This is a genomic window from Pseudomonas fluorescens (genome assembly GCF_004683905.1).
Taxonomy (GTDB): domain Bacteria; phylum Pseudomonadota; class Gammaproteobacteria; order Pseudomonadales; family Pseudomonadaceae; genus Aquipseudomonas; species Aquipseudomonas putida_A.
Genome location: NZ_CP038438.1, coordinates 5265061 through 5288180, shown reverse-complemented (window position 1 = coordinate 5288180; position 23120 = coordinate 5265061). Strand labels below are relative to the sequence as shown.

Annotated in this window: 21 protein-coding genes; 10 read left to right on the top strand and 11 right to left on the bottom strand. The window is 61.9% G+C overall.

The features are described 5' to 3' along the window. Positions 1 to 42 precede the first annotated feature (42 nt). The 4 genes from E4T63_RS24410 to E4T63_RS24395 all read right to left on the bottom strand — a co-directional run bounded on the left by E4T63_RS24410 (position 43) and on the right by E4T63_RS24395 (position 3561). Entirely contained in the window at positions 43 to 597 is a 555-nt protein-coding gene (locus E4T63_RS24410) for a tetratricopeptide repeat protein (protein WP_003228518.1), read from the bottom strand. Positions 598 to 822: 225 nt separating this feature from the next. Then, the gene (gene hemL, locus E4T63_RS24405; RefSeq protein ID WP_098965768.1) at positions 823 to 2106 is read right to left on the bottom strand and encodes a glutamate-1-semialdehyde 2,1-aminomutase; all 1284 of its coding nucleotides are present in this window, start codon (positions 2104 to 2106) and stop codon (positions 823 to 825) included. 15 nt (positions 2107 to 2121) lie between these two features. Further along, complete coding sequence (gene thiE, locus E4T63_RS24400) at positions 2122 to 2745, bottom strand: thiamine phosphate synthase (RefSeq protein ID WP_007960555.1); 624 nt, start codon at positions 2743 to 2745, stop codon at positions 2122 to 2124. Positions 2746 to 2763: 18 nt separating this feature from the next. After that, the gene (locus tag E4T63_RS24395) at positions 2764 to 3561 is read right to left on the bottom strand and encodes a hydroxymethylpyrimidine/phosphomethylpyrimidine kinase (RefSeq protein ID WP_003228511.1); all 798 of its coding nucleotides are present in this window, start codon (positions 3559 to 3561) and stop codon (positions 2764 to 2766) included. A 441-nt stretch (positions 3562 to 4002) separates the two neighbouring features. Here E4T63_RS24395 and E4T63_RS24390 point away from each other — a divergent pair, with 441 nt between their 5' ends. The 4 genes from E4T63_RS24390 to E4T63_RS24370 all read left to right on the top strand — a co-directional run bounded on the left by E4T63_RS24390 (position 4003) and on the right by E4T63_RS24370 (position 10494). After that, positions 4003 to 6357, top strand: a complete 2355-nt coding sequence (locus tag E4T63_RS24390) for a hybrid sensor histidine kinase/response regulator (RefSeq protein WP_135296629.1) — start codon at positions 4003 to 4005, stop codon at positions 6355 to 6357. Between the two features lie 97 nt (positions 6358 to 6454). After that, positions 6455 to 8104, top strand: coding sequence for an acyl-CoA dehydrogenase family protein (locus E4T63_RS24385; protein ID WP_115988826.1), 1650 nt, complete (start codon positions 6455 to 6457; stop codon positions 8102 to 8104). Between the two features lie 182 nt (positions 8105 to 8286). Further along, the gene (gene amn / locus E4T63_RS24375) at positions 8287 to 9786 is read left to right on the top strand and encodes an AMP nucleosidase (protein WP_167734182.1); all 1500 of its coding nucleotides are present in this window, start codon (positions 8287 to 8289) and stop codon (positions 9784 to 9786) included. Positions 9787 to 9858: 72 nt separating this feature from the next. Next, a complete protein-coding gene (locus E4T63_RS24370) occupies positions 9859 to 10494 on the top strand; it encodes a pseudouridine synthase (RefSeq protein ID WP_135296628.1) in 636 nt (211 codons plus the stop codon). On the opposite strand, the gene E4T63_RS24365 is transcribed toward E4T63_RS24370, so the two are convergent. Together E4T63_RS24365 and E4T63_RS24360 are read right to left on the bottom strand one after the other, a co-directional pair. After that, on the bottom strand, positions 10489 to 10698 hold the full coding sequence (locus E4T63_RS24365) for a DUF2788 domain-containing protein (protein ID WP_003228500.1): 210 nt from the start codon (positions 10696 to 10698) through the stop codon (positions 10489 to 10491). The two genes, E4T63_RS24370 and E4T63_RS24365, sit on opposite strands and share 6 nt — an antisense overlap. 189 nt (positions 10699 to 10887) lie before the next feature. Beyond that, positions 10888 to 11367 (bottom strand): Lrp/AsnC family transcriptional regulator, encoded by a 480-nt coding sequence (locus E4T63_RS24360; RefSeq protein WP_007909658.1) that lies wholly within the window; start codon positions 11365 to 11367, stop codon positions 10888 to 10890. A 454-nt stretch (positions 11368 to 11821) separates the two neighbouring features. Between E4T63_RS24360 and E4T63_RS24355 the strand changes: the two genes are divergently transcribed. Then, positions 11822 to 12862 carry a DUF6515 family protein gene (locus E4T63_RS24355; protein ID WP_135296627.1) on the top strand — a complete coding sequence of 347 codons (1041 nt, stop codon included), beginning with the start codon at positions 11822 to 11824 and terminating at the stop codon, positions 12860 to 12862. Here the strand turns inward: E4T63_RS24355 and E4T63_RS24350 are convergent. Together E4T63_RS24350 and E4T63_RS24345 are read right to left on the bottom strand one after the other, a co-directional pair. Then, positions 12856 to 13764 carry a cation diffusion facilitator family transporter gene (locus E4T63_RS24350; RefSeq protein ID WP_134787396.1) on the bottom strand — a complete coding sequence of 303 codons (909 nt, stop codon included), beginning with the start codon at positions 13762 to 13764 and terminating at the stop codon, positions 12856 to 12858. The two genes, E4T63_RS24355 and E4T63_RS24350, sit on opposite strands and share 7 nt — an antisense overlap. 9 nt (positions 13765 to 13773) lie before the next feature. Beyond that, complete coding sequence (locus E4T63_RS24345; RefSeq protein WP_003228492.1) at positions 13774 to 14193, bottom strand: hypothetical protein; 420 nt, start codon at positions 14191 to 14193, stop codon at positions 13774 to 13776. A gap of 363 nt (positions 14194 to 14556) precedes the next feature. Here E4T63_RS24345 and hrpB point away from each other — a divergent pair, with 363 nt between their 5' ends. Next, positions 14557 to 17076, top strand: a complete 2520-nt coding sequence (gene hrpB / locus E4T63_RS24340) for an ATP-dependent helicase HrpB (RefSeq protein WP_135296626.1) — start codon at positions 14557 to 14559, stop codon at positions 17074 to 17076. Between the two features lie 161 nt (positions 17077 to 17237). On the opposite strand, the gene E4T63_RS24335 is transcribed toward hrpB, so the two are convergent. Together E4T63_RS24335 and E4T63_RS24330 are read right to left on the bottom strand one after the other, a co-directional pair. Next, on the bottom strand, positions 17238 to 18317 hold the full coding sequence (locus E4T63_RS24335) for an endonuclease/exonuclease/phosphatase family protein (RefSeq protein WP_135296625.1): 1080 nt from the start codon (positions 18315 to 18317) through the stop codon (positions 17238 to 17240). 74 nt (positions 18318 to 18391) lie between these two features. Continuing rightward, positions 18392 to 19066, bottom strand: a complete 675-nt coding sequence (locus tag E4T63_RS24330; RefSeq protein ID WP_098965757.1) for a YciC family protein — start codon at positions 19064 to 19066, stop codon at positions 18392 to 18394. A 178-nt stretch (positions 19067 to 19244) separates the two neighbouring features. On the opposite strand from E4T63_RS24330, the gene E4T63_RS24325 reads away from it, so the two are divergent. The 3 genes from E4T63_RS24325 to E4T63_RS24315 all read left to right on the top strand — a co-directional run bounded on the left by E4T63_RS24325 (position 19245) and on the right by E4T63_RS24315 (position 21379). Further along, complete coding sequence (locus tag E4T63_RS24325) at positions 19245 to 20009, top strand: DUF2076 domain-containing protein (RefSeq protein WP_135296624.1); 765 nt, start codon at positions 19245 to 19247, stop codon at positions 20007 to 20009. 244 nt (positions 20010 to 20253) lie between these two features. Beyond that, positions 20254 to 20733: an NYN domain-containing protein gene (locus E4T63_RS24320; protein WP_007963710.1), complete on the top strand. Its 480-nt coding sequence runs from the start codon at positions 20254 to 20256 to the stop codon at positions 20731 to 20733. Between the two features lie 40 nt (positions 20734 to 20773). Next, complete coding sequence (locus E4T63_RS24315; protein ID WP_027612872.1) at positions 20774 to 21379, top strand: 3'-5' exonuclease; 606 nt, start codon at positions 20774 to 20776, stop codon at positions 21377 to 21379. A 135-nt stretch (positions 21380 to 21514) separates the two neighbouring features. Here E4T63_RS24315 and E4T63_RS24305 read toward each other — a convergent pair whose 3' ends face one another. Beyond that, positions 21515 to 21967 (bottom strand): Lrp/AsnC family transcriptional regulator, encoded by a 453-nt coding sequence (locus E4T63_RS24305; RefSeq protein WP_095139246.1) that lies wholly within the window; start codon positions 21965 to 21967, stop codon positions 21515 to 21517. A gap of 163 nt (positions 21968 to 22130) precedes the next feature. Between E4T63_RS24305 and yedA the strand changes: the two genes are divergently transcribed. Next, positions 22131 to 23072, top strand: a complete 942-nt coding sequence (gene yedA, locus E4T63_RS24300) for a drug/metabolite exporter YedA (RefSeq protein WP_134787391.1) — start codon at positions 22131 to 22133, stop codon at positions 23070 to 23072. Positions 23073 to 23120: the final 48 nt, after the last annotated feature.

Genomic DNA, 23120 nt, shown 5'->3' with positions numbered 1-23120 from the left:
TACGCAACCCATCGGGGATAAATCCCCTCGCCACAAAAGCGCTTATGGCAATGGCGAGAACGGCGTACGCCCGTCGGCGCTCTGCAGTTCCATCAGGTATTTACGGAAAATTTGCCCGAGCACCTGGGTCGCGGTTTCGAGGTCTTCGCGGGACATTTTTTCCGAGACTTCGTCGGCGGTGTCCAGCGCATCTTCGGCGCCGTTGACCGCGGCCATCTTCAGCACGATGTACGCCTGAATGTTGTTGGCCTGCACGCCTTCGCCGTGGAAGAACATGGTGCCGAGCTTGAACTGTGCCTGAGCATGGCCTTGCAACGAGGCCTTTTCGAAATAGCTCAGGGCTTGATTGAGGTCGCGCGGCGCATTCTTGCCGTCGTAGTAGAACTCACCCAACTCGTATTGCGCTTGCGCATCCCCTTCATCCGCCGCTTTCTGGCAGGCAGCCAGTGCCTGCGTGACGTCTTGCGGCTGAGTATTGAGGGTGCAACGACCCATCGCCGGGATCAACAACGAGTTGCCGCCTGCTTGTGCATGCGCGAGCAAGGGCTGAAGGAGCAACAGGCAGCCCAAGGCAAGGGTGCGGCCGGTGCGGTTCATGGGAATCGACTTACCTCTGAAGGGCACGCGGACCCATCGAGGGATCCAATAAGCGCGCATTATGAAATAAGCAGGGCCAACCTTACAAAGTCTTTACTCGTTTTTCTGCTGCGCGGGGAATATATCGGCCACTTTCTGGCGGATTTTTAGCAGAGGCGTGGGAAAAAGAGCTTGGGTGTAGGTGAAAGCTGACGCTGGCCATGGCCAACGTCAGCGGTACGGCGATTACTTCAGTGCAGCGAAGGCACGTTCGGCAGCGTCCAGAGTGATTTTCAGCTCGGTTTCGCCGTGGGCGATCGAGGTGAAACCGGCTTCGAATGCACTCGGTGCCAGGTACACGCCACCTTCCAGCATCAGGTGGAAGAAGCGACCGAACAGTGCTGCGTCGCTGGCCATCACGTCTTCAAAGGTGACGATGTCGTCGGCGCCGCTGAAATACAGGCCGAACATGCCACCCGCTTGCGTGGTCACGAACGGAATGCCCGCGGCATCGGCGCGTTGTTGCAGACCGTCGAGCAGGCGCGTGGTGTAGTCGGTCAGCTCGGCGTGGAAACCCGGACGGCTGATCAGACGCAGCGTGGTCAGACCGGCGGCCATCGCCAGTGGGTTACCCGACAGGGTGCCGGCCTGATACACCGGGCCCAGCGGCGCGATGCGCTCCATGATTTCACGCTTGCCGCCGAAGCAGCCGACCGGCATGCCGCCGCCGATGATCTTGCCGAAGGTGGTCAGATCCGGGGTCACGCCGTAGTGCGCCTGGGCGCCGCCGAGGGCAACGCGGAAACCGGTCATCACTTCGTCGAAAATCAGCACCACGCCATGCTTGTCGCACAGCGAACGCAGGCCTTCGAGAAAACCCGGTGCCGGCGGCACGCAGTTCATGTTGCCAGCGACTGGCTCGACGATGATGCAGGCGACGTCCTGACCAACTTCGGCGAGCATCTTCTCCACAGCGTCGATGTCGTTGAACGGCAGGGTCAGGGTGTGTTTGGCGAACGCTGCCGGTACACCGGCGGAGCTTGGCACGCCTTGAGTCAAAGCGCCGGAGCCGGCCTTGACCAGCAGGCTGTCGGAGTGACCGTGGTAGCAACCTTCGAACTTGATGATGCTGTCACGACCGGTGTAACCACGGGCCAGACGAATCGCACTCATGGTCGCTTCGGTGCCGGAGCTGACCATGCGCACCATGTCCATCGACGGCACCAGCGAGCAGACCAGGTCGGCCATCTCGGTTTCCATCGCGGTCGGCGCGCCGTAGGACAGGCCGTGCTGCAGTTGATTGCGCACCGCATCGAGCACGTCCGGGTGGCTGTGGCCGAGGATCATCGGCCCCCACGAACCGACGTAATCCACATAACGCTTGTCGTCTTCGTCGGTGACGTAGGCGCCTTCGGCATGCTTGAAGAACAGCGGTGTGCCGCCCACGCTCTTGAAGGCGCGAACCGGCGAGTTCACACCACCGGGAATGTGTTTCTGGGCATTGGCAAACAGGGTTTCGGAACGAGACATGTTCGGACTCTCAAATCAGATTTTCAGAAGTTCGTTGAAGGCGCGGGCGCGGCGGGTCACTTCGGCGGTGCTCTCTGCACCGAACAAGCCGTGGACCACCGCCAGCAGGTCGACCCCGTGGGCCACCAGTGGCGCGGCGTTGTCGAGGGTGATGCCGCCAATCGCGCAGACCGGCAGATGCAGCTTGCGTTTGGCCTCGTCGAGCAGATCGAGGCTGCAGCTTGGCGCGCCGGGTTTGGTGTTGGAATTGAAGAAGCGACCGAAGGCGACATAGCTCGCGCCTTCTTTGGCGGCTTGCTCGGCCAGTTCGAGTTGCGCGTGGCAGGTCGAACCGATGATGGCTTTGGAGCCGAGCAGGGCGCGGGTCGGCGACAGCGGGCCGTCGGTCTGCCCCAGGTGCACGCCGACGTTGAGGCGTGCGGCCAATTCGGCGTCATCGTTGATGATCAACTGCGTCTTGTAGCGTTCGCACAGATCGCGTAGCGCTTCGGCCTCGCGCAGACGGCGGGCCTCGTCGCTGCTTTTGTCGCGGTATTGCAGCAGGGTGACGCCGCCTTCCAGCGCCGCCTCCACATACGACAGAAACTTGCCCGCCAGCAATTGGCTATCGGTGATGGCGTACAGGCCACGGAGTTTCATCAGGCAGACCTCACGACGTTACGAGCAAAAATCCAGCGGCAGGCGACGCGGCACGAACTGGCCTTTGCCCAGTTGTTCGGCATCGCGCAGGGTGCGCCAGGTGTAATCCAGTGCAGTACGCACGGCGCTGGCGAGGTTTTCACCCTGGGCCAGCCGACCGGCGAGGGCGCTGGCCAATGTGCAGCCGGAACCGTGATAACTGCCCGGCAAACGCTGGCAATAGAAGGTTTCACGCAGGCCGTCACGGCTGTACAGGCGATTGTGGATTTCAGTTTCGTCGCCATGGCCGCCGGTGATCAGCAGGTGTTTGACGAACGGCAAGAGCTTTTCCGCGCACTCGTCCGCAGTGCCTTCGGGCAGTTCGGCGAGAATCCGCGCTTCGGGAAGGTTGGGGGTGGCAATTATCGACAGCGGCAGCAGACGCTCGCGCATCGCATAACCGACTTCGTCCTTGCCCAGGCGTCCGCCGCCGCCGGCACGCAGCACCGGGTCGCAGACCACTGGCAAGTGCGGGTGCGCAGAGAGCAGTTCGACCACGGTGTCGACCATTTCCAGCGAGCCGAGCATGCCCAGTTTGACCGCAGCGACTTCGGAGTCGTTGAGCACGGCATTGGCCTGGGCCAGTACCCACTCACGGTCGAGGACGCGGAAGTCAGTGACGTTGACGGTGTCTTGCACGGTCAGGGCGGTGACGGCCGGAGCCGCATGGCAACCCTGCGCGAGCAGGGCTTCGATATCTGCCTGCAAGCCGGCGCCACCACTGGGGTCGTGGCCGGAGAGACAGAGGACAACGGGGCGGGAGCTGTAGATATTCATGGTGCGCGAGCTTACCACCAAACCTGATTTTGGGGTTCAGTCCTGACGGTGTTTGCGAGCAGATTGTCGGACAACACTGCAGCCACCATTGTGGCGAGGGAGCTTGCTCCCGCTGGGTTGCGAAGCAGCCCCCTGCATTTATTCAGGCACCGCGCATTTACAGGTTTTACGACTGCTGCGCAGCCGAGCGGGAGCAAGCTCCCTCGCCACAAAAGCGGATCGCAATGATTGAGTTGACCAACTCAACAGCTCTAGCCCGCTGCTTTGCTCTGAAACGCCCGTTCTAGAGCCTTTGTAGGAAAAATTTCGATGGTGCTCAATGGCCATCAACGGCTATGCTAGTCTGGATCCAAACCAATAACAGGTAATACCGGTTTTACGTCTACTCAAAGGGAATGGGGGGCTTCCTGACACAACCGGACGAGCCACGCTGGGGCTTCAATGCGCTATTTGCTGATGTTGCTGTTCTGCTTGCCCCTCCTCGCAAGCGCCGTCGAGTTCGACGAAAATACCCAGAGCCTTCCCCTGGGTCGCTCCTTGCAAGTGTTCGAAGACCCGAGCGGTCAGGCGAACATCGCCGACGTCCGTGCTCAAGCGGCGGCGGGCAATTTCAAACCCCACGACAAAGCCACGCTCAACGCCGGTTACTCGCGCTCGGCGTTCTGGCTGAAGATCGATCTGCATTACCGTCCGAACAATCCGGCCGCCCAACGCACCTGGCTGCTGGAGCTGGCGTATCCGCCGCTCGATCATCTCGACCTTTATATGGCCGATGCCAATGGCGACTACCGCCTGATCCGGCAGACCGGCGACGCCTTGCCGTTCGCCAGTCGCGAGATCCGGCAGAACAACTACCTGTTCGACCTTGAGTTCAAGCCGGATCAACAACGCACCGTGTACCTGCGCCTGGCCAGTGAAGGCTCGATCCAGGCACCAGTGACGTTATGGTCGAGCACCGCGTATCTCGAAGACCAGCCGGTGCGCCTGTATGTGCTGGGGATCATCTATGGCGTGCTTCTGGGGATGCTGGTCTACAACCTGTTCATCTACCTGAGCGTGCGCGACACCAGCTACCTCTATTACATCTTCTACATCGCCTCGTTCGGCCTTTATCAACTGTCGGTAAACGGCGCGGCGGTCGAGTATTTCTGGCCGGACAATCCGTGGTGGGCCAACGCCGCCACACCGTTTTTCATCGGTTGCGCCGGGTTGTTCGGCAGCCAGTTCGCCCGCAGTTTCCTGCAGACCAGAACCCACAGCCGCTGGCTCGACTATCTGCTGATCGGCCTGATCGCGTTCGGCGCGCTGGTGGTCGGGTTGTCGCTGATGACCAGTTACGCATTGTCGCTGCGCCTGGCGACCCTGTTGGCGCTGGTGTTCACCGTGGTGATCTTCGCCGCCGGGATTCTCGCCTGGTGGGGCGGCTTGCGGGTGGCGCGTTATTTCATCATTGCCTGGTCGGCATTCCTGCTCGGCGGCATCGTCAATACGCTGATGGTGCTGGGCCTGCTGCCGAACGTGTTCCTGACCATGTACGCCAGTCAGATCGGTTCGGCGATCGAAGTTGCGCTACTGTCGCTGGCGCTGGCCGACCGCATCAACGCGATGCGCGAGCAACAGGCGCAGACCCTGTTCGACGCCGGGCAGAAGCTCGAAGTGCTCAACCAGCAACTGGCCCACAGCAACAAGCTCAAGGATGAATTCCTCGCGACCCTGACCCACGAATTGCGCACGCCGATGAACGGTGTGATCGGTTCGCTGGAACTGATGCAGACCGTCGAGCTGGAGCCTGAACTGGAGCAATACCAGCAAACCGCCGCCGGCTCCGCCCGGGACATGATGCGCATGGTCAACGGCATCCTCACCCTCACCGAACTGCAGGCCGGCAAGCTCAAGGCGACGCCGGGCAGCTTCAGCCTGCGCGCGGTGGTCGAGGCCTTGCGCGTGCAGTTCGACGGCAACGCGGCGAGCAAGTCGCTGGACTTCAAAGTCGAGGTGCTGCCGACCCTGCCGGATCGCTTGCACGGCGACAGCGCAAAACTGGCGCAATGCCTGGAGTGCCTGCTGGACAACGCGATCAAGTTCACCCGGGTCGGTGGTCTGGCGCTGCGAGTGACCGGCAAACCGTCGGCGGGCAATCGCTTGGCGTTGTCGTTTGCGGTGATCGACACCGGCATCGGTTTCACCGATCTGGGCGAGGCGACGATGTATCAGCGCTTCTTCCAGCTTGATGGCTCGATGACCCGCGAATACGGCGGGCTGGGCGTGGGGCTGGCGATCTGTCGGCAACTGGTGGAACTGCTCGGCGGCAAGCTGACTCACCGCTCCCAGCCTGGCAGCGGCAGCCGTTTTCAACTGGATGTCGAGTTCGAGCTGCCGGAAGTCGAAGCGGCACCAACCGCGGACGCGCTGCACGAGCGCAGCCGTGCGCCGCAGGATTGCACGGTGTTGCTGGTGGATGACAACAGCGTCAACCAACTGGTGATGCGCGGCATGCTGCTCAAATTGGGGTTCCGCGTACGCACGGCGGACAACGGCGCGGCGGCGCTGGACTGTCTGCAACGGGAAACCTTCGACGCGGTGCTGATTGATTGCCAGTTGCCCAATCATGAAGGCGCGTCGTTGTGCTGCCAGATTCATGCGTTGCCCGGCTGCGCCAATCTGCCGGTGTTCATGCTGGCCATGGGCACGGATCGCGAGCATTGCGCACCGGGCACGCGCATCGATTACCTGAACAAACCGGTGAAATTCGAAGACCTGCAAACGGCGCTGGAGCGTCGGGTGCTCAGCGCGTAATAGGGTGAAAGCGCCGACAGTTCGGCGCATATGACACTTTGATCAGCCACGGGCCGGTGCTTAACTGAATCCCTTGGCTGACCAAAGGAGCCCCGTCATGAACCTGCATCAGTTCGCCGAAACCCACGAAGTCACCAACCAGCCACCGTCGCTGGATGGCGCCAACCTTTACCGCATCGACCTGCCATTGCAGGAGTGGTCGCGCCGCTTTGGTGCTGGGTGGGCCGAGTCGCGGATCGATGCCTACGGTGCGCTGGCCGGTGGGCCGCTGATGGCGGCCGGGTTCCTTGCCAATCAGAACAAACCGGTGTTCGTCAGTCATGACCGCTACGGTCATCGCATCGATCTGGTGGAATTCCATCCGGCCTATCACGAGCTGATGCGCACCGCGATCGAACATGGCCTGACTTCATCACCCTGGACTCATCCGCAGGACGGCGCACATGTCGCCCGCGCCTCGATGAGCTATCTGCACAGCCAGGCCGAGGCAGGCAGCGGTTGCCCGTTGACCATGACCTTCGCCAGCGTCCCGGCCATGCGCTTGCAGCCGGATCTGGCCGAACAGTGGTTGCCGAAAATCCTCGCCACCGAATATGACCCGCGCAACGTCGGCATGGCGCACAAGGCCGGCGTGACCATCGGCATGGCGATGACCGAGAAACAGGGCGGCACCGATGTGCGGGCCAACACCACCAAGGCCTATCCGGTGGGTGCCAGTGGCCCGGGGCAGGCCTATGAACTGGTCGGGCACAAGTGGTTCTGCTCGGCGCCGATGTGCGATGCGTTCCTGACGCTGGCGCAGACCGACAAGGGCCTGACCTGCTTCCTGCTGCCGCGCCATCGCCCCGACGACACGCGCAATCAGTTCTACATCCAGCGCCTGAAAAACAAACTCGGCAACCAGTCCAATGCCTCCAGTGAAGTGGAATTCCGTGGCGCTTTGGCGTGGATGGTCGGCGAAGAGGGGCGCGGCGTGCCGACCATCATCGAGATGGTGGCGATGACCCGTTTCGATTGCATGGTCGGCTCCAGCTCGCTGATGCGTCAGGCGCTGACCCAGGCCAGCCACCACTGCGCGCACCGCAAGGTCGGCGGCAAACTGCTCAGCGAACAGCCGTTGATGCAGAACGTGCTGGCCGATCTGGCGCTGGAAAGCGAGGCCGCACTGGCGCTGAGCCTGCGCATGGGCAAGGCGCTGGATCATCTGGATGATCGCCATGAAGCGCAATTCGCCCGGCTGGTGACGGCGGTGGGCAAATACTGGATCTGCAAACGTGCCCCCGGAATGATCAACGAAGCCGCCGAGTGCATGGGCGGTGCCGGGTATGTCGAGGAGAGCATTCTGCCGCGCCTGTATCGCGAAGCGCCGGTCAACTCGACGTGGGAAGGCTCGGGCAATGTGCAGTGCCTGGACGTATTGCGTGCGCTGTCGAAAGAACCGGGTGTGCTCGATGTGTTGTTCAGCGAATTGGGCGATGGCCATGGCGACAAACGTCTGGCTGCGCATATCCAGCAGTTGCAGGCGCAGTTCAAGGACACCAGCGATATTCAGTATCGGGCGCGGCAACTCACCGAAGACATCGCGCTCGGTTTGCAGGCCAAGCTATTGCTGGAAGCCGGTAATTCGGCGGTCAGCGACGCGTTCATTGCCAGCCGCCTGAGTGGTGGCGGCCGGGTCTACGGTGCATTGCCGCGTGGGCTGGACGTCGAAGCCATCGTCGCTCGCGCAACCCCCCAGGGTTTCTGACCCAACACAAATCCCCTTGTGGGAGCGGGCTTGCTCGCGAATGCGGTGTGTCAGTCAATGGATAGGTCGACTGACACAGCGCATTCGCGAGCAAGCCCGCTCCCACAGGGGATCTCCATTGACAGGAAGATTTGGGTACAGCCACAACGCCACTGTTCCCGTGACGCGATGTTGCAGGCAAGATGAAGCTCTGCAAGTCAGAACACAGGAAGCTGATCGTGACCGAAGCGTTTATTGTCGTTCAAACCGCCGAACAAGCCGTGGATCGTCTGGCCGAGCTGCATGAGCGGGCCACCACTGCGCTGAACTCGGCGCTCAAGCGTTACCTCAAGGATCGCGTCGAGCCTGACGCCGAACAGCGTGCCCTGTTTCGTTATCCCGAGCTGCGTCTGACCTACCTGTGTCAGGGCGAAGTCCCACAGACCACCCGCGCCTACGCCAAGGTGCAACTGCCGGGCACCTACAGCGTCACCGTCACCCATCCCAAGGCGTTCCGCAAATACCTGCTGGAACAACTGGTGCCGTTGATGCACGACTTCACCGTGACCGTGGAAGTCGGTGTCAGCCAACAGAATATTCCGTACCCGTACGTAGTCGAGCAGGGCGATGAACTGGCCGGCTCCGGCGTCACCGCTGCGGTGCTGGCGCGGGTGTTCCCGAGTACCGATCTGTCCGCCGCCACCGATGGCATTGCCGACGGTCTCTACGACTGGGAAAACACCGATCCGCTGCCACTGGCGCTGTTCGATGCCGCGCGCGTCGACTTTTCCCTGCGTCGCCTGGTGCACTACACCGGCAGCGACTGGCGCCATGTGCAGCCGTGGATTCTGCTGACCAACTATCACCGCTACGTCGACCAGTTCATCGTTCATGGCCTGGAACAACTGCGCAACGACCCGCGTTTCGTGCGCATGGTCCTGCCGGGCAACGTGATCATCGAGAAGGGCATGGATCACGGCGAAGCGTCGGCGATTGCCGCCGGCGTGGTCTGGCACCGCTACCAGATGCCGGCCTATCACCTGATCGCCAACGACGGCCATGGCGTGACCCTGGTCAACATCGGCGTCGGCCCGTCCAACGCCAAGAACATCACCGACCACCTGGCGGTGCTGCGCCCGCATTGCTGGCTGATGATCGGTCACTGCGGCGGGCTGCGGCAGTCGCAGACCATCGGCGACTACGTGCTGGCTCACGCCTACATGCGTCGCGACGGGATTCTCGACCGCGTGGTGCCGCCGAACATTCCGATCCCGGCACTGGCCGAAGTGCAACTGGCGCTGCAGCAAGCCGCGGCCAATATCACCGGCGAGAAGGGCGAGGAGCTGAAAAAACGCCTGCGCACCGGCACCGTGCTGACCTACGACGACCGCAACTGGGAACTGCGCTGGGCGCAGGAACGTCCGCTGATCAACCTGTCCCGCGCCGTGGCGGTGGACATGGAAAGCGGCACCATCGCCGCCCAGGGTTATCGCTTGCGGGTGCCGTACGGCACGTTGCTGTGCGTTTCGGACAAACCGCTGCACAGTGAAATCAAGCTGCCGGGTTCGGCCAACGCGTTCTACGAGCGCGCGGTCAGCCAACACTTGAAGATCGGCATCGCGGCGGTGGATCTGCTGCGCACCGAACTCAACTCGCTGCACTCGCGCAAACTGCGCAGCTTCGACGAGCCGCCGTTCCGTTAACGGTTAGTCGTGGTCATTTGGCGGTCGGGGCACTAGCATTGTCAGCCCAGATCGCCAGATGTTGTTTTGCCCATGTCCCGTCCCCCGCGCCCACCTTCCCGCCGTCCCGGTGCGAAGCCATCCTCCTCGGCTCCACGTCGTGTCGCCAAAGCGCCGCCGGTCGAGCCGAAGCTGATCCTGTTCAACAAGCCATTCGATGTGCTGACGCAGTTCAGCGACGAAGGCGGGCGGGCGACGCTCAAGGATTACATTGACGTGCCCGGTATCTATCCGGCCGGACGCCTTGATCGCGACAGCGAAGGCTTGTTGTTGCTGACTAATGACGGCCAGTTGCAGGCGCGCATCGCTGATCCGAAACACAAACTGGCGAAGACTTACTGGGTGCAGGTCGAAGGCGTGCCGACAGGCGAGCAGTTGCAGCGTCTGCGCGAAGGTGTCGAGCTGAATGACGGCAAGACTTTGCCTGCCGAGGCGCGGCAACTGGAGGAACCTGAACTGTGGCCACGCAATCCGCCGGTACGCTTTCGCAAAAGTGTGCCGACCAGTTGGCTGGAGTTGGTGATTCGTGAAGGGCGCAACCGTCAGGTACGACGTATGACCGCAGCGGTGGGGCTGCCGACGTTACGGCTGGTGCGGGTCAGGATTGGCGATTGGACGCTCGAAGGGCTCGATCAGGGCCAGTGGAAGGAAGTGCCGGCGCGGTTATAGAGCGCCGGATTCGATCAGGCCGATCACCACACTCTTGATGATGAACGCGGCCACGCCCAGGCCCAGCACGAAGAACAGAATGAACGAGCCGAAACGCCCGGCCTTGGACTTCTTCGCCAGATCCCAGACGATGAAACCCATGAAAATGATCAGGATGCTGACCAGGCCAGTCATCATCCACTCTTCGAATACTGCAGGATCCATCGGGCATCTCCGGCGCGCACAGGGCTGAAAGGGCTGGGCGATTATACGCCGAGGGGGATTGTGGGCGCATTGACCTGTGTCGGTGTGCCGCGGTTATGGGGTGCCTGTACCGGCCTCTTCGCGAGCAAGCCCGCTCCCACATTTGGAATGCATTTCCCTGTGGGAGCGGGCTTGCTCGCGAAGGCGATGTCAGCTGCGCAGATGGGTCAGCGGCAGTTCAGTGCTGTTGAGCACCTGATTCAGCACAAAACTCGAACGCACGCTGGTCACCCCTTCAATCCGGGTCAGATGCCCCAGCAACAGCTTCTGATAGTGGTCCATGTCCGGCACCACCACTTTCAACTGATAGTCGGCATCCACGCCCGTCACCAGGCTGCATTCCAGCACTTGCGGCAGGGTGCGGATCGCCGCTTCGAAATTCTCGAAACGCTCCGGTGTGTGCCGGTCCATGCCGATCAGCACGTAGGCGGTCAGGCTCAGGCCGAGCATCTTGCGATCGAGCAGGGCGACCTGGCGCGAGATGTAGCCGTCGTCCTCCAGTTGCTTGACCCGGCGCGAGCAGGGGGAGGGTGACAGACCGATGCGCTCGGCCAGTTCCTGGTTGGAGATGCGGGCGTCGCGCTGCAATTCCGCCAAAATACTCAGGTCGTAACGGTCGAGTTTGCTCATGAATCAGTCCTTGGTTGTAACTATTGCGGCGGATTATCTATCCAGGGTTAAAAATTGCGCAAGCAGTGTTTATTTGAGCAATCTTAGCAATCCTCTGTCGCGCCTCCCGGCCTATTCTTATCACCAGAATCACTGCTCGGTAACACAGTCCACTGCGGCCCGCCCAATCAGGCCCGCCGCGGCCGCCACCCCCACCGGGGCTGGGCCGGCCCCCGAGCTGCACACTGTCCAGAAGACGGCGTGAGGTGAGCCGACGTCAAAAGCGTCGAGCCAGGACGAAGTTCTCTAAAGGGAGGCCGACGGGTCTCCCTTTTTCTTGCCTGCGATTTTTGTGCCTCGATGCACAGCCTTCCTCAATAAATAAGTTTCGTGACTGATAACCTGTCGCAGAACCCGGTGTGCGTATTCCCGGTCTTAGCTACAAGCCCTCTTAATACCCGCAGTGAGGAAAAGCATGAAGTCGCGCATCTGGCGTCTGGCCGGTGTTGGTTTGCTGTGTGTGAGCGTCAGTGCGCAAGCGCTCGCCGACGATCCGGAGAGCCGCAGCCCTAATGGGGGACGCGGCCCTGAGCATCAGGGAAACAACCAGGGCCATGGGGGCGATCATCAGCCCCACGGGCAGAACAATCCGCCGCCGCAAAATCAGCCGCGGCCGCAGAACAATGAAATCATTCGGGGCGACAACAGCCGTCAGTTCGAGCACAACGGCCAGCAGCACAACAATGGCCAGTGGCAGAACCAGAACCGCGCGCCCAATCAGCCTGCTCCGGTGCATCAGGCGCCACCGTCGAACAACCTGCCGATCCAGCCACGGCCCGACACCGTGCGCCAGACTCAGGAGCCGCGTCAGGGTTACTACCGCGACGAGCGGCCGCAGAATGGTTACCACAACCAGCAATGGCAAACCGGCAACCGGCCCAATGACAATCGCTGGCCGGGTCGCCCGGACGGGCATGGCAACGGTTGGGGTCCAGGCCCGCAATACCGCCCGGGGCATGTGATCGACCGTTTCCCGGATCGCGAATACCGCGTGCCGTATCGTGGTCAGGACTACTTCTATTCCGGTGGCTACTGGTATCGCCCGCAAGGCCCGCGCTACATCGTCGTGCAGCCGCCACGAGGGATTCGCACCCAGTATCTGCCGGACTATGCCCGTGAAGTGTGGATCGGCGGTGCGCTGCTGTTCCTCGCTGCCGGTTCCTACTATGCGTATCAGGAAGCCACTCAGGATTACGTCGTAGTCGAACCCCCGGCGCAGCAACCGCCGCAACCGCAGCCGCAATCCCAGGGCTATGACGTCGAGGCCTATCCGGCCAACGGTCAATCGCCGGAACAGGTGCAGCAGGACGGTTATCAGTGCTACCAATATGCTGTGCAGCAGAGCGGTTTCGACCCGCGTACCGCGACCTATCAACCAGCGCCTGAAGTGGTGCAGGCTTACCGTCAGGCGCAGGGCAATTGCCTGAGCAGTCGCGGTTATCAGGTGTCTTACTGAATCCGGGTTTGCGCCCGTTCGGTCTTGACCACTTCCTGCGGGTCGGCGTGCACCAGCACTTCGGCTCGTGGGTAGGCGGCGTGAATCGCATCCGCCGCCTGATCGCTGATGCCGTGAGCCACTGACAAGGTCAGCTCTCCTGGCAACTCCAGATGCAACTGCACAAACCAGTGGTTGCCTGAAATCCGCGTGCGCAAATCATGCGCGCCCAGTACGCCGGGTACGCCGCAGGCCAGTTCGAGCATGTGCTGACTGACGTCCGCCGGCAACTCTTCATCCATCAGCACCGAAAAACTTTCCCGGGCGATCTGGATCGCACTCCACAAAATGTACCCGGCAATCCCCAGACCGAACCATGCATCGAGCTGATGAAAGCCCATGCCGGCGAGAATCAGCGCGATCAGAATGCTGCCGTTGAGCAGCATGTCCGAGCGGTAATGCAGCGAGTCGGCGCGCACGGCGTTGGAGCCGGTCTGCTTGATCACCCGATGTTGCAGCGTCAGCAACGCGGCGGTCAGCAGCAGCGAGAACACGATCACGCCGATGCTCAGCCAAGGCGCGCCCAACGGCTCCGGTTGCTTGATGCGTTCATACGCCTGGAACGCAATCAGCACCGCACTGCCGCCGATGAACAGCGCTTGCGCCATGCCCGCCAGCGATTCGGCCTTGCCGTGGCCGTAACGGTGATCGTCATCGGCCGGACGCAGCGCGTAATGCACCGCCAGCAGATTGAGCAGCGAAGTGACGCCATCCAGCGCCGAGTCGGTGAGGCCGGCGAGCATGCTCACCGAGCCGCTCAGCCACCAGGCGATGGCTTTGGCGATGATCAGCGTGCAGGCCACCGCCACCGAAGCGCGGGTTGCCAGCCGCAGCAGGCGGGCGTGTTCGGGGCTGGTGGTCATGTGATTTCCTTATGCGGCGGGTTGCAGGCCAAACATCGCCAGTTGTTGCGTGCTGCCCTTGTGCTGGATCAGGCGCGGATCGTCCAGCGGCAGGTTGCGGCCCAGTTCTGTTTCGAGAATAGCCTGCAACTTGAGGTTATCGACCTGACCGTCCGGGCCGACCGCCTGTTTGAGCTTGGCCGGATCGACCTGAGCGGTGTGGCCCGGTTCGAAATAGATCGCGCCGGTGGTGAAGTCGACCGCGAACGCGATCAGCCCTGGAATCACGTAGAACAGCAGGCCCACGGCGTCGAGCACGGCAATCGCCGGGTCGATCTTGCCATCGATCTGACCGCGACGATCCGGGTAGAAAATCGAACCGCAAGCCGTGAGTTGCGTGAGCAGGGTGGCGACCAGTACACCGCCGATCAGGCGAGAAGGTAAGCGCATGGAAAATCTCCTGAGTCATTTGAAAACGAAGCGTCGTCATTTGAAATTAAGACCCTGACAAACGCCCGGCAGTTCGCCGTTATACTCGCCCTCGGCAGGGCGCGCCCACAGTAAATTGCGGCCTCGTCTCACCCCTACCGAAATATGTTGAGGATTGAAGTTGTTTTCTCCAGATCGACACCTCGTGAAGGTTGATGAATCCTGGCGGGGTTCGGCCCTCCGGGCTAAAGCTGTGAACGCGCCATGCTGCGTTGCGGAACTTGGCAAGGAAACGACCCTTACCTGCGTCCCGCGCCTTGCCTGGCACGCTCACAGCTTTAACGCGACTCGCAATTTACTGTGGGCACGCCCTGGGGAGCCAGCATGATTTCTTTGCCGATCGATGAAGTTTTACCCGCCCTGCGTGAAGCCTTGGCGACACGCCACGAAGCCGTGCTCGAAGCACCGCCCGGCGCCGGTAAAACCACCCGCGTGCCTTTAGCCTTGCTCGATGAAGCGTGGCTGGCCGGGCAGACCATTCTGATGCTCGAACCGCGGCGTCTCGCCGCGCGAGCCGCTGCCGAACGGTTGGCCAGCGAACTGGGTGAGAAGGTCGGTGAAACCGTCGGTTATCGCATCCGTCTCGACAGCAAGGTCGGCCCCAATACCCGTATCGAAGTGGTCACCGAGGGGATTCTCACCCGGCGTCTGCAGGATGATCCGGCGCTGGAAGGCGTCGGTCTGCTGATCTTCGACGAATTTCACGAACGCAGTCTTGATGCCGATCTGGCCTTGGCCCTGAGTTTGAACGGTCGTGAACTGTTCCGAGCTGAACAGCCGCTGAAGATTTTGCTGATGTCCGCCACGCTGGAAGGCGAGCGTCTGGCCGGGTTGCTGGATGACGCGCCGATCCTGCGCAGCGAAGGGCGCATGTACCCGGTGACGATGCGCTGGGGGCGGCCGTTCCAGCCCGGCGAATACATCGACCAGCGCGTGACCCAGACCGTCCTCGAAGCCCTGCACGATGAAACTGGCAGCCTGCTGGTGTTTTTGCCGGGGCAGGCGGAAATCCGTCGGGTGCATCAGCAACTGAGCGATGCCATCGGCGAGCGTAAAGACGTATTGCTCTGCCCATTGCACGGTGAACTGGACCTGAATGCCCAACGCGCTGCCATCGACCCGGCGCCGGCCGGCCAGCGCAAAGTGGTGCTGGCGACCAACATCGCCGAGACCAGCCTGACCATCAACGGCGTGCGCGTGGTGATCGACGCCGGGCTGGCGCGGGTGCCGCGTTTCGACCCAGGCAGCGGCATGACCCGCCTCGATACTCAGCGCATTTCCAGGGCCAGCGCCACCCAGCGTGCGGGGCGGGCCGGACGTCTGGAGCCGGGGGTGTGTTATCGCCTGTGGTCGCAGGATCAGCACGAGCAGCTCGCCGCTTACGGCAGTGCGGAAATACTGTCGGCGGATCTGGCGAGTCTGGCGCTGCAACTTGGACGCTGGGGCGTGACTCCGGGCGAACTGGTCTGGCTCGATATTCCGCCGGCAGCAGCCTACGCCCAGGCGCAGGATTTGTTGCAGCGCCTGGGCGCACTCGAAGGCGAGGCGCTGACGTCCCACGGTCAGGCCATGGCCGAGTTGCCTGCGCATCCGCGCATCGCCCATCTGTTACTGCGCGGTCAGGCCCTGGGGCTGGCGCACATGGCCTGTGACGTAGCGGCACTGCTCGGCGAGCGCGATATTTTGCGCGGCGCCGGGGCCGATCTGCACAGCCGCTTGGTGCTGCTCTCCGGCGAAGAACGCGCGGCACGCGGTGCTCAGGGCGGCGTGCAGCGTGCGCGGCAACTGGCGCGGCAATATCGCGGTTACCTGCGCGGCAAGGCCAGCGCGCCGGTCAGCGATCCCGATCACCCGCGCTGGCTCGGTGCGCTGCTGGCGCTGGCCTACCCGGATCGCGTCGCCCAACAGCGGCGTGCCGGTGGCGCCGAATATCGTCTGGCCAATGGTCGCGCTGCGCTGTTCGCCGAAGCCGACAGCCTGATGAAGGAGCCGTGGATTGTGATCGCCGATCTCGGCAGTCGTCAGGGCCAGCGTGAGGAACGGATTTACCTGGCGGCGGATTTTGATCCGGCGCTGTTCGATTCGGTGCTCGCCGAGCAAGTGCGCGCTGTCGATCAACTGGACTGGGATGAGCGCGAAGGCGTGCTGCGCGCCGAGCGTCAGCTCAAGGTTGGCGAACTGATCCTCAGCCGCGAACCGTTGACCGGTCTCGACGAAGCGGCGCGCAGTCAGGCGCTGGTCAATCTGGTGCGGCGCAAGGGACTGGAGTTGTTGCCGTGGACGCCGGAGCTACGGCAGTGGCAGGCGCGGGTTGCGTTGCTGCGGCAACTGGAACTGAACGCTCAGGCCGAAAGCCAGTGGCCGGATGTCAGCGACGCAACGTTGCTGAAAACCCTCGAGCATTGGTTAATGCCTTATTTGGGCAAGGTCTCGCGACTGAGTCATTTCGCCAATCTGGACCTGTCGAGCATCGTCCGCAATCTGCTGGCGTGGCCGCTGCCGCAGAAGCTTGATGAGCTGGCGCCACATCACATCAGTGTGCCGTCGGGTTCATCGATTCGTCTGGATTACAGCGAATTTCCGCCGATTCTCGCGGTGCGTTTGCAGGAGCTGTTCGGCCTCGCCGAGACGCCACGAATTGCCGGCGGCCGGCAAGTGGTCAAGCTGCACCTGTTGTCCCCGGCACGGCGGCCGGTGCAGGTGACGCAGGATCTGGCCAACTTCTGGCGCAGCACCTATGCCGAGGTGAAGAAGGATCTCAAGGGGCGCTATCCGAAGCATTATTGGCCGGATGATCCGTTGGTGGCCGAGGCGACCGCGCGGGCCAAGCCGCGCGGCACCTGAAGAGCAAAACATCGCAGCCTGCCAACCAATCACGGTACGACATCAATCTATTGTGGGAGCGGGCTTGCTCGCGAAGGCGGTGCGCCAGGCACGGATGCATCAACTGACACGGCGCTTTCACGAGCAAGCCCGCTCCCACAGGGGGATATCGTGTTAACTGGCTACGGGGCTGCGGGCAGCAGGAACCGCGCAATCACCGGCAAGTGATCGGAAATGCGCAACGTATCGTCCTGGCGCACCCGCGCTTCGACCCGTTTGATCTTCGGGCTGTAGAAGAGATAGTCGACCGTGCGGTCCGGGCCATTCAGGCCGGGGTCGTTGGGGTAGTGGGTCAGCCAGTGGGCGCGGTCGATGCCGCTGGCTTCGTTATTGGTCGGGATCATCGGGTACTTGTCCCACAACAGATGCAGGGCGCTGTCGATCGAGTAAGGCGTGCGCTGCTCGGCGGGCAGGCGTTGATACTGGCCCAGCGGCAACAGATTGAAATCACCGCCGATCAGCCACGGCAGGCCCTGGCTTTCGTACTTGTCGAGTACCTTGGTCACCGCTGTCACTTGCGCCTGCAAGGTCTCGTCCGGTTGGCGGGCGCGATCCAGATGGGTGTTGAACACCGTCAGTTGCCCGCCGTCGCTCAGCGGCAGTTTGGTGGCGAGCAGGGCGTCCTTGGGTTCGAACTGGCGGGAGATGAAATTCGCTGACGGCACCGGCAATTGCAGACGCTCGGCGTGTTCGATGCGATAACGGCTCAGGGTCGCCAGTTGCCGGCCAACGCTGCCGAAGATGTGCGGATCGGGGACAAAATCGGCCTTCCAGTCGAAGGCGTGAGCGCTGCACGGGTAAAGGTCGGTGACCCGTTCCCGCAGCAGCTTGAGCTGATTCTGGTAATCACTGGCCTTGGCGCCGTCATCCAGTTCCTGCAGCAGCACCACGTCGGGTTGTTCGTCGCGGATCACCCGTGCCACTTCGTCGAGACTGAAGGCCATGTCTTCCGGGGACGGCGCTTCATCGGAGCCTTGGGCGAGATCGTTCCAGAACACGTAGCGCTTGCCCGCGAGGTACTGCACGTTCCAGGTCATGACTTTCAGCGCTTGCCCCGGCACCAGGGTCGGCGGCGTACCGGTGCAGGTAACGGGCAGGGTCTCCCGCGCACCGGGGCGCCAGGTCAGGTTGTAGAGCAGCCCGCCGATCAGGGCGACGGCGAGCACAATCAGCAACAGGGTGTAGCGCAGCAGACGGGGCATGGCTCGGCTTATCGCGTTACAAAAGTGGCTCCGAGCATACCTGACCGCAGAGCCTTGGCCCAAGGGTCGCGAAGTCAGACCGCTCCGGTACGTTTGTCAGGCAATTCGCTGATCAGCATGAACAGACGGAACAGCACCACACTGGTGAACAGTTGCAGGAAACTGTGCGCGCTGTCGATCATTACCGCGATCAGCGGATTCTGCGGGTCGGGGTACGCCGCCAGGGTCGCGCCCTTGAGCAGCCACAACGGCCCCATCACACACAGAATGCACAGCAGGATCCGCCAGAAATGCCCACGGGTCAGGCGCAGACTTTCCTTCATCGCCTGCAACGGCCCCATACCGCGCAACACCAGCAGGTATTCAGCGAATGCGAGCATGACCATCAGCATCAGCCCCGGCAGGAAATACAGCGACAGCCCCAGCAGAATCAGCAAGGTATTGAGCGCGGTGAGCAAGGCGAAACGCGGCCACAGGCGCGCGGACATCGCCAGCAGATCGAGATGGCGCGGGGCTTCGCCACGGGTGCGAGCATCGAGGAACAGAATCAGCGCGGCGGTGTACAGCGGATACACCAGCAGACCGACGACCACGCTGGCGGCGGAGAAACTGTCCGGGTCGGTGACGTGATCCACCACTTGTTGCAGCGCCGCCTCGAAGATCACCAGCGGCAGGCATAACTGCACGATGCTGGCCAGATGGCGTTTGAAAAAATACAGAGAGTCGCGCAGTACATCGAAGGCATTCATCAGTCGGTATCGCAGGTCGAAAACAGTGGCTCACTTTAACCGATGATGGGCGGGCGGACACAAACGTAAACATTCGGTAAAGGTCGTTGAAACATCCTGTCACTGCCTCCATTACAGAGGTGCGCCATGTCCACAGTGGACACGGGCAACGTTATCCCCGGCAATCTACGAGGTCGCCATGAACAGCGAAGAGCAAACCCTGATCGATGGACTGTTTTCCCGGCTGCAACAGGCCGAAACGGAGGCAGCCCCGCGCGACGCCCAGGCCGAGGCGCGGATCAAGGAACACCTGACCCGCCAGCCGGCGGCAGGTTATTTCATGACCCAGGCGATTCTGGTGCAAGAGGCGGCCATCAAGAGCCTCGACGAACAGAACAAGCAGCTGACCCAGCAAGTCCAGCAATTGCAGGCTGAACTGCAAGCGGCCAAGTCCCAGAGTGCGGCCCCGGCCCCGGCGCCAAGCGGCGGCGGTGGTTTCCTGTCGAGCATCTTCGGCGGCGGCAGCTCGCGTCCAGCGTCGACCCAGAGCGCTCCGGCTTCTACCGGCGGCTGGCGTGAGCCGGCACCGCAGCAGAACTACGCTGCGCCAGCGCCACAACAGAACTATGCCGCACCACCGCCCAACTACGCGCAGCAAGCAGCTCCGGCTGCGGGCAGCAGCTTCCTCGGCGGCGCTCTGAAAACCGCCGCTGGCGTGGCCGGTGGCGTGATGCTGGCGCAGGGCATCAGCAGCCTGTTCCATCACAACCAGCAGCCTGAAGAAATTGTTGAAGTGATCAAGGAAGAGCCGGCGCAAGTGGCTGACCAGAGCGGCAACGATTGGGGCAATGACCAGCGTGTGGCCGATAACGGTTTCTCTGGCAATGACCAGGGCGGATTCACTGATACTGATTACAGCGATGACAACTCGTCGTTCTTCGATGACGACGATTCGTTCGTCTGACGGATCAGTCGCCAGTATCAAACCTGTGGTGAGGGGATTTATCCCCGATGGGCAGCGCAGCGGCCCCGAAAATGGGACTGCTGCGCACTCCATCGGGGATAAATCCCCTCACCACAGTCCACCATCCGTCCGGAGTGGTGGGTTGATTATTCGCGCCACCTTCCTGTGGACTGGCATACTGAGCGCCTTTTTCGGGCCCGGCGCCTGATCCCGCTTCGTGCGCTATGCGCTCACAGGAATCCCGGTGAAAAAAATCGCAGTGTTCGCCGATGTGCAGAACCTCTACTACACCGTGCGTCAGGCCTATGGTTGCCATTTCAACTACGCCGCGCTGTGGGCTGACATTAGCAAGCAAGGGCAGATCGTCGAGGCCTATGCCTACGCCATCGACCGTGGCGACAGCAAGCAGCAGCAGTTCCAGCAGATCCTGCGCAACCTCGGTTTCACCGTGAAGCTCAAACCCTATATCCAGCGCAGCGACGGCTCGGCCAAGGGCGACTGGGACGTGGGCATCACCCTCGACATCATGGACGCCGCCGACCACGTCGACGAAATCGTCCTGGCCTCCGGTGACGGCGACTTCGACATGCTGCTCGAACGCATCATCAGCAAGCACGGCGTACAGGCAGTGGCCTATGGCGTGCCGGGTCTGACCGCCAACTCGCTGATCCGCGCCGCCAGCCGTTATGTGCCGATTGAAGGCGCACTGCTGTTGAAAAACTGAGCGTTGCTCAAGAATTGATTTGTACGGAGTTGAACCCGGTTTGGAACGCATTGCAGTCATCGACTTTGAAACCACCGGCCTGTCGCCGAACAGCAGCTGTCGCGCCACGGAAATCGCCGTGGTCATGCTGGAAAACGGCCGTATCGTCGAGCGTTACCAGAGCCTGATGAACGCCGGCGTGCGCGTTCCTGCGTTCATCGAACAACTGACCGGCATCAGCAACGCCATGCTGCGCAGCGCGCCCTCGGCCGAGCGGGTCATGGAAGAGGTCAACGAATTCGTCGGTTGCACGCCACTGGTCGCGCACAACGCCTCGTTCGACCAGAAGTTCTGGGACTTCGAGCTTGGGCGGATCAAACGCACCCGTCTGCAGAATTTCGCCTGCTCGCTATTGCTGGCCCGCCGCCTGATGCCGGCGGCACCGAATCACAAGCTCGGCACGCTCACCACTTTCGCCCGCCTGCCACACACCGGCCAGGCGCACAGGGCAATGGCGGATGCCGAGATGGCGGCCAACCTGATGGCGCATCTGGCTGAAGAACTGCGGCACAAGCATGGGGTGCGTGAGCTGAATCACGACCTGTTGTGCAAGCTGCAGAAAGTCCCGGCGGCCAAAGTCAGCGAGCACTTGCAGCGCTACCGCTGATCTTGAAGTCACCCAAAATCCCCTGTGGGAGCGGGCTTGCTCGCGAAAGCGGTGTGTCATTCGGCAACTATGTTGTCTGACACTCCCTCTTCGCGAGCAAGCCCGCTCCCACATTTGGATCTTCTGAGTTGCTGATTACTTACCGTTGCCTTCTATATGACTCAACGGCACCCGCTTCTCGATCGCGCTCGACAACACAATCGAAGTCTTGCTGAAGCCGAACTTCGCCACGCGATTGATCAACTCTTCCAGCTCCGTCATCGAGCCCACCGCGCCTTTCATCATCACGCACGGATCGCCCGTCACCCGAAAGCACTCGGTCAGCTGCGGGATTTTCACCAGTTCGTCGTAGACCTTCTGGCTGCCGTTCTGGTGCAGGCGCAATTCGATCATGCACTGAATCGGCAAGCCGATTTTCGACAGGTCGATGTTCGCCTGATACCCGGTGATCACGCCGGCGGCTTCAAGCTTGGCCACGCGCTCGGCCACTGCCGGGGCGGACAGGTTCACTTTGCGCGCCAGATCGGCGTAGGACGCACGCCCGTTTTCCAACAGGGCGCTGAGCAGCATGCGGTCGTATTTGTCCAAGGCCGGACTCCTGAAATTGCCAGACTTTCGAAATCGTGGTTTATCCCGTCGATCTCCGTTGTTTCAAAAGTGTACCGGCGCGATAAACAGGTTTTGTAGCTTATTTTTGCTCGCGGGCCTTTCTAGAATAATTCACACCCTGCCTCTGACTGTCGAGCTGCCCATGCCTGCCTTGCGCCGTTTTTCCTTGCCGTTGATCGCCGCGTTTTTCGCGCTGTATGTGATTTGGGGATCAACCTATCTGGTGATCCGCCTCGGCGTCGAATACTGGCCACCACTGATGCTCGGCGGGGTGCGCTTCGTGATTGCCGGCAGCCTGATGTACGCCTTCCTGCGCTGGCGCGGGGCACCGGCGCCGACCTGGGCGCAATGGAAAGCGGCGGGGATCATCGGGATTCTGCTGCTCAGTTTCGGTAACGGCGCGGTCAGTGTCGCCGAGCATACTGGCGTGGCTTCCGGCGTGGCGGCACTGGCGGTGGCGACGGTGCCGTTGTTCACCTTGCTCTGCGGCTATTTCTGGGGCGCGCGCAATACGCGCCTCGAATGGGCCGGGGTGGCGTTGGGAATTGTCGGCATCGCCATGCTCAACATGGGTTCCAACCTGCAATCGAGCCCGCTGGGCGCGGCGCTGCTGATTTTTGCGGCGGCGACTTGGGCGTTCGGCTCGGTGTGGAGCAAACACCTGCCGCTGCCGCAAGGGGCAATGGCCAGTGCCGTGGAGATGCTGGTGGGTGGCGTGGTGCTGTTGATCGGCAGCGCAGTGAGCGGCGAACACCTGCAAGCCTTGCCGCCGATGGAAGGCTGGCTGGCCTTGGGTTATCTGATCTTCTTCGGCTCGATCATCGCCTTCAATTCCTACATGTACCTGCTCAAGCACGTGCGTCCGGCGGCGGCCACCAGTTATGCCTACGTCAACCCGGCGGTGGCGGTGTTGCTGGGGATCGTGTTTGTCGGCGAGACCATCGGCATGGAAGAAGCGCTGGCGATGCTGGTGATCATCAGTGCCGTGGTGCTGATCGGTCTGCCGCAGTGGCGGCGGCCGGCGCAGCCGCTCGTCGCGGAGCCGCCGAAGACCGCCATTCCAGCAGAGCAACGTGTGAATTAGGGTAAACTGCGCGCCATTGCACACTCGTGTCGCACAATTGCGCTGAAT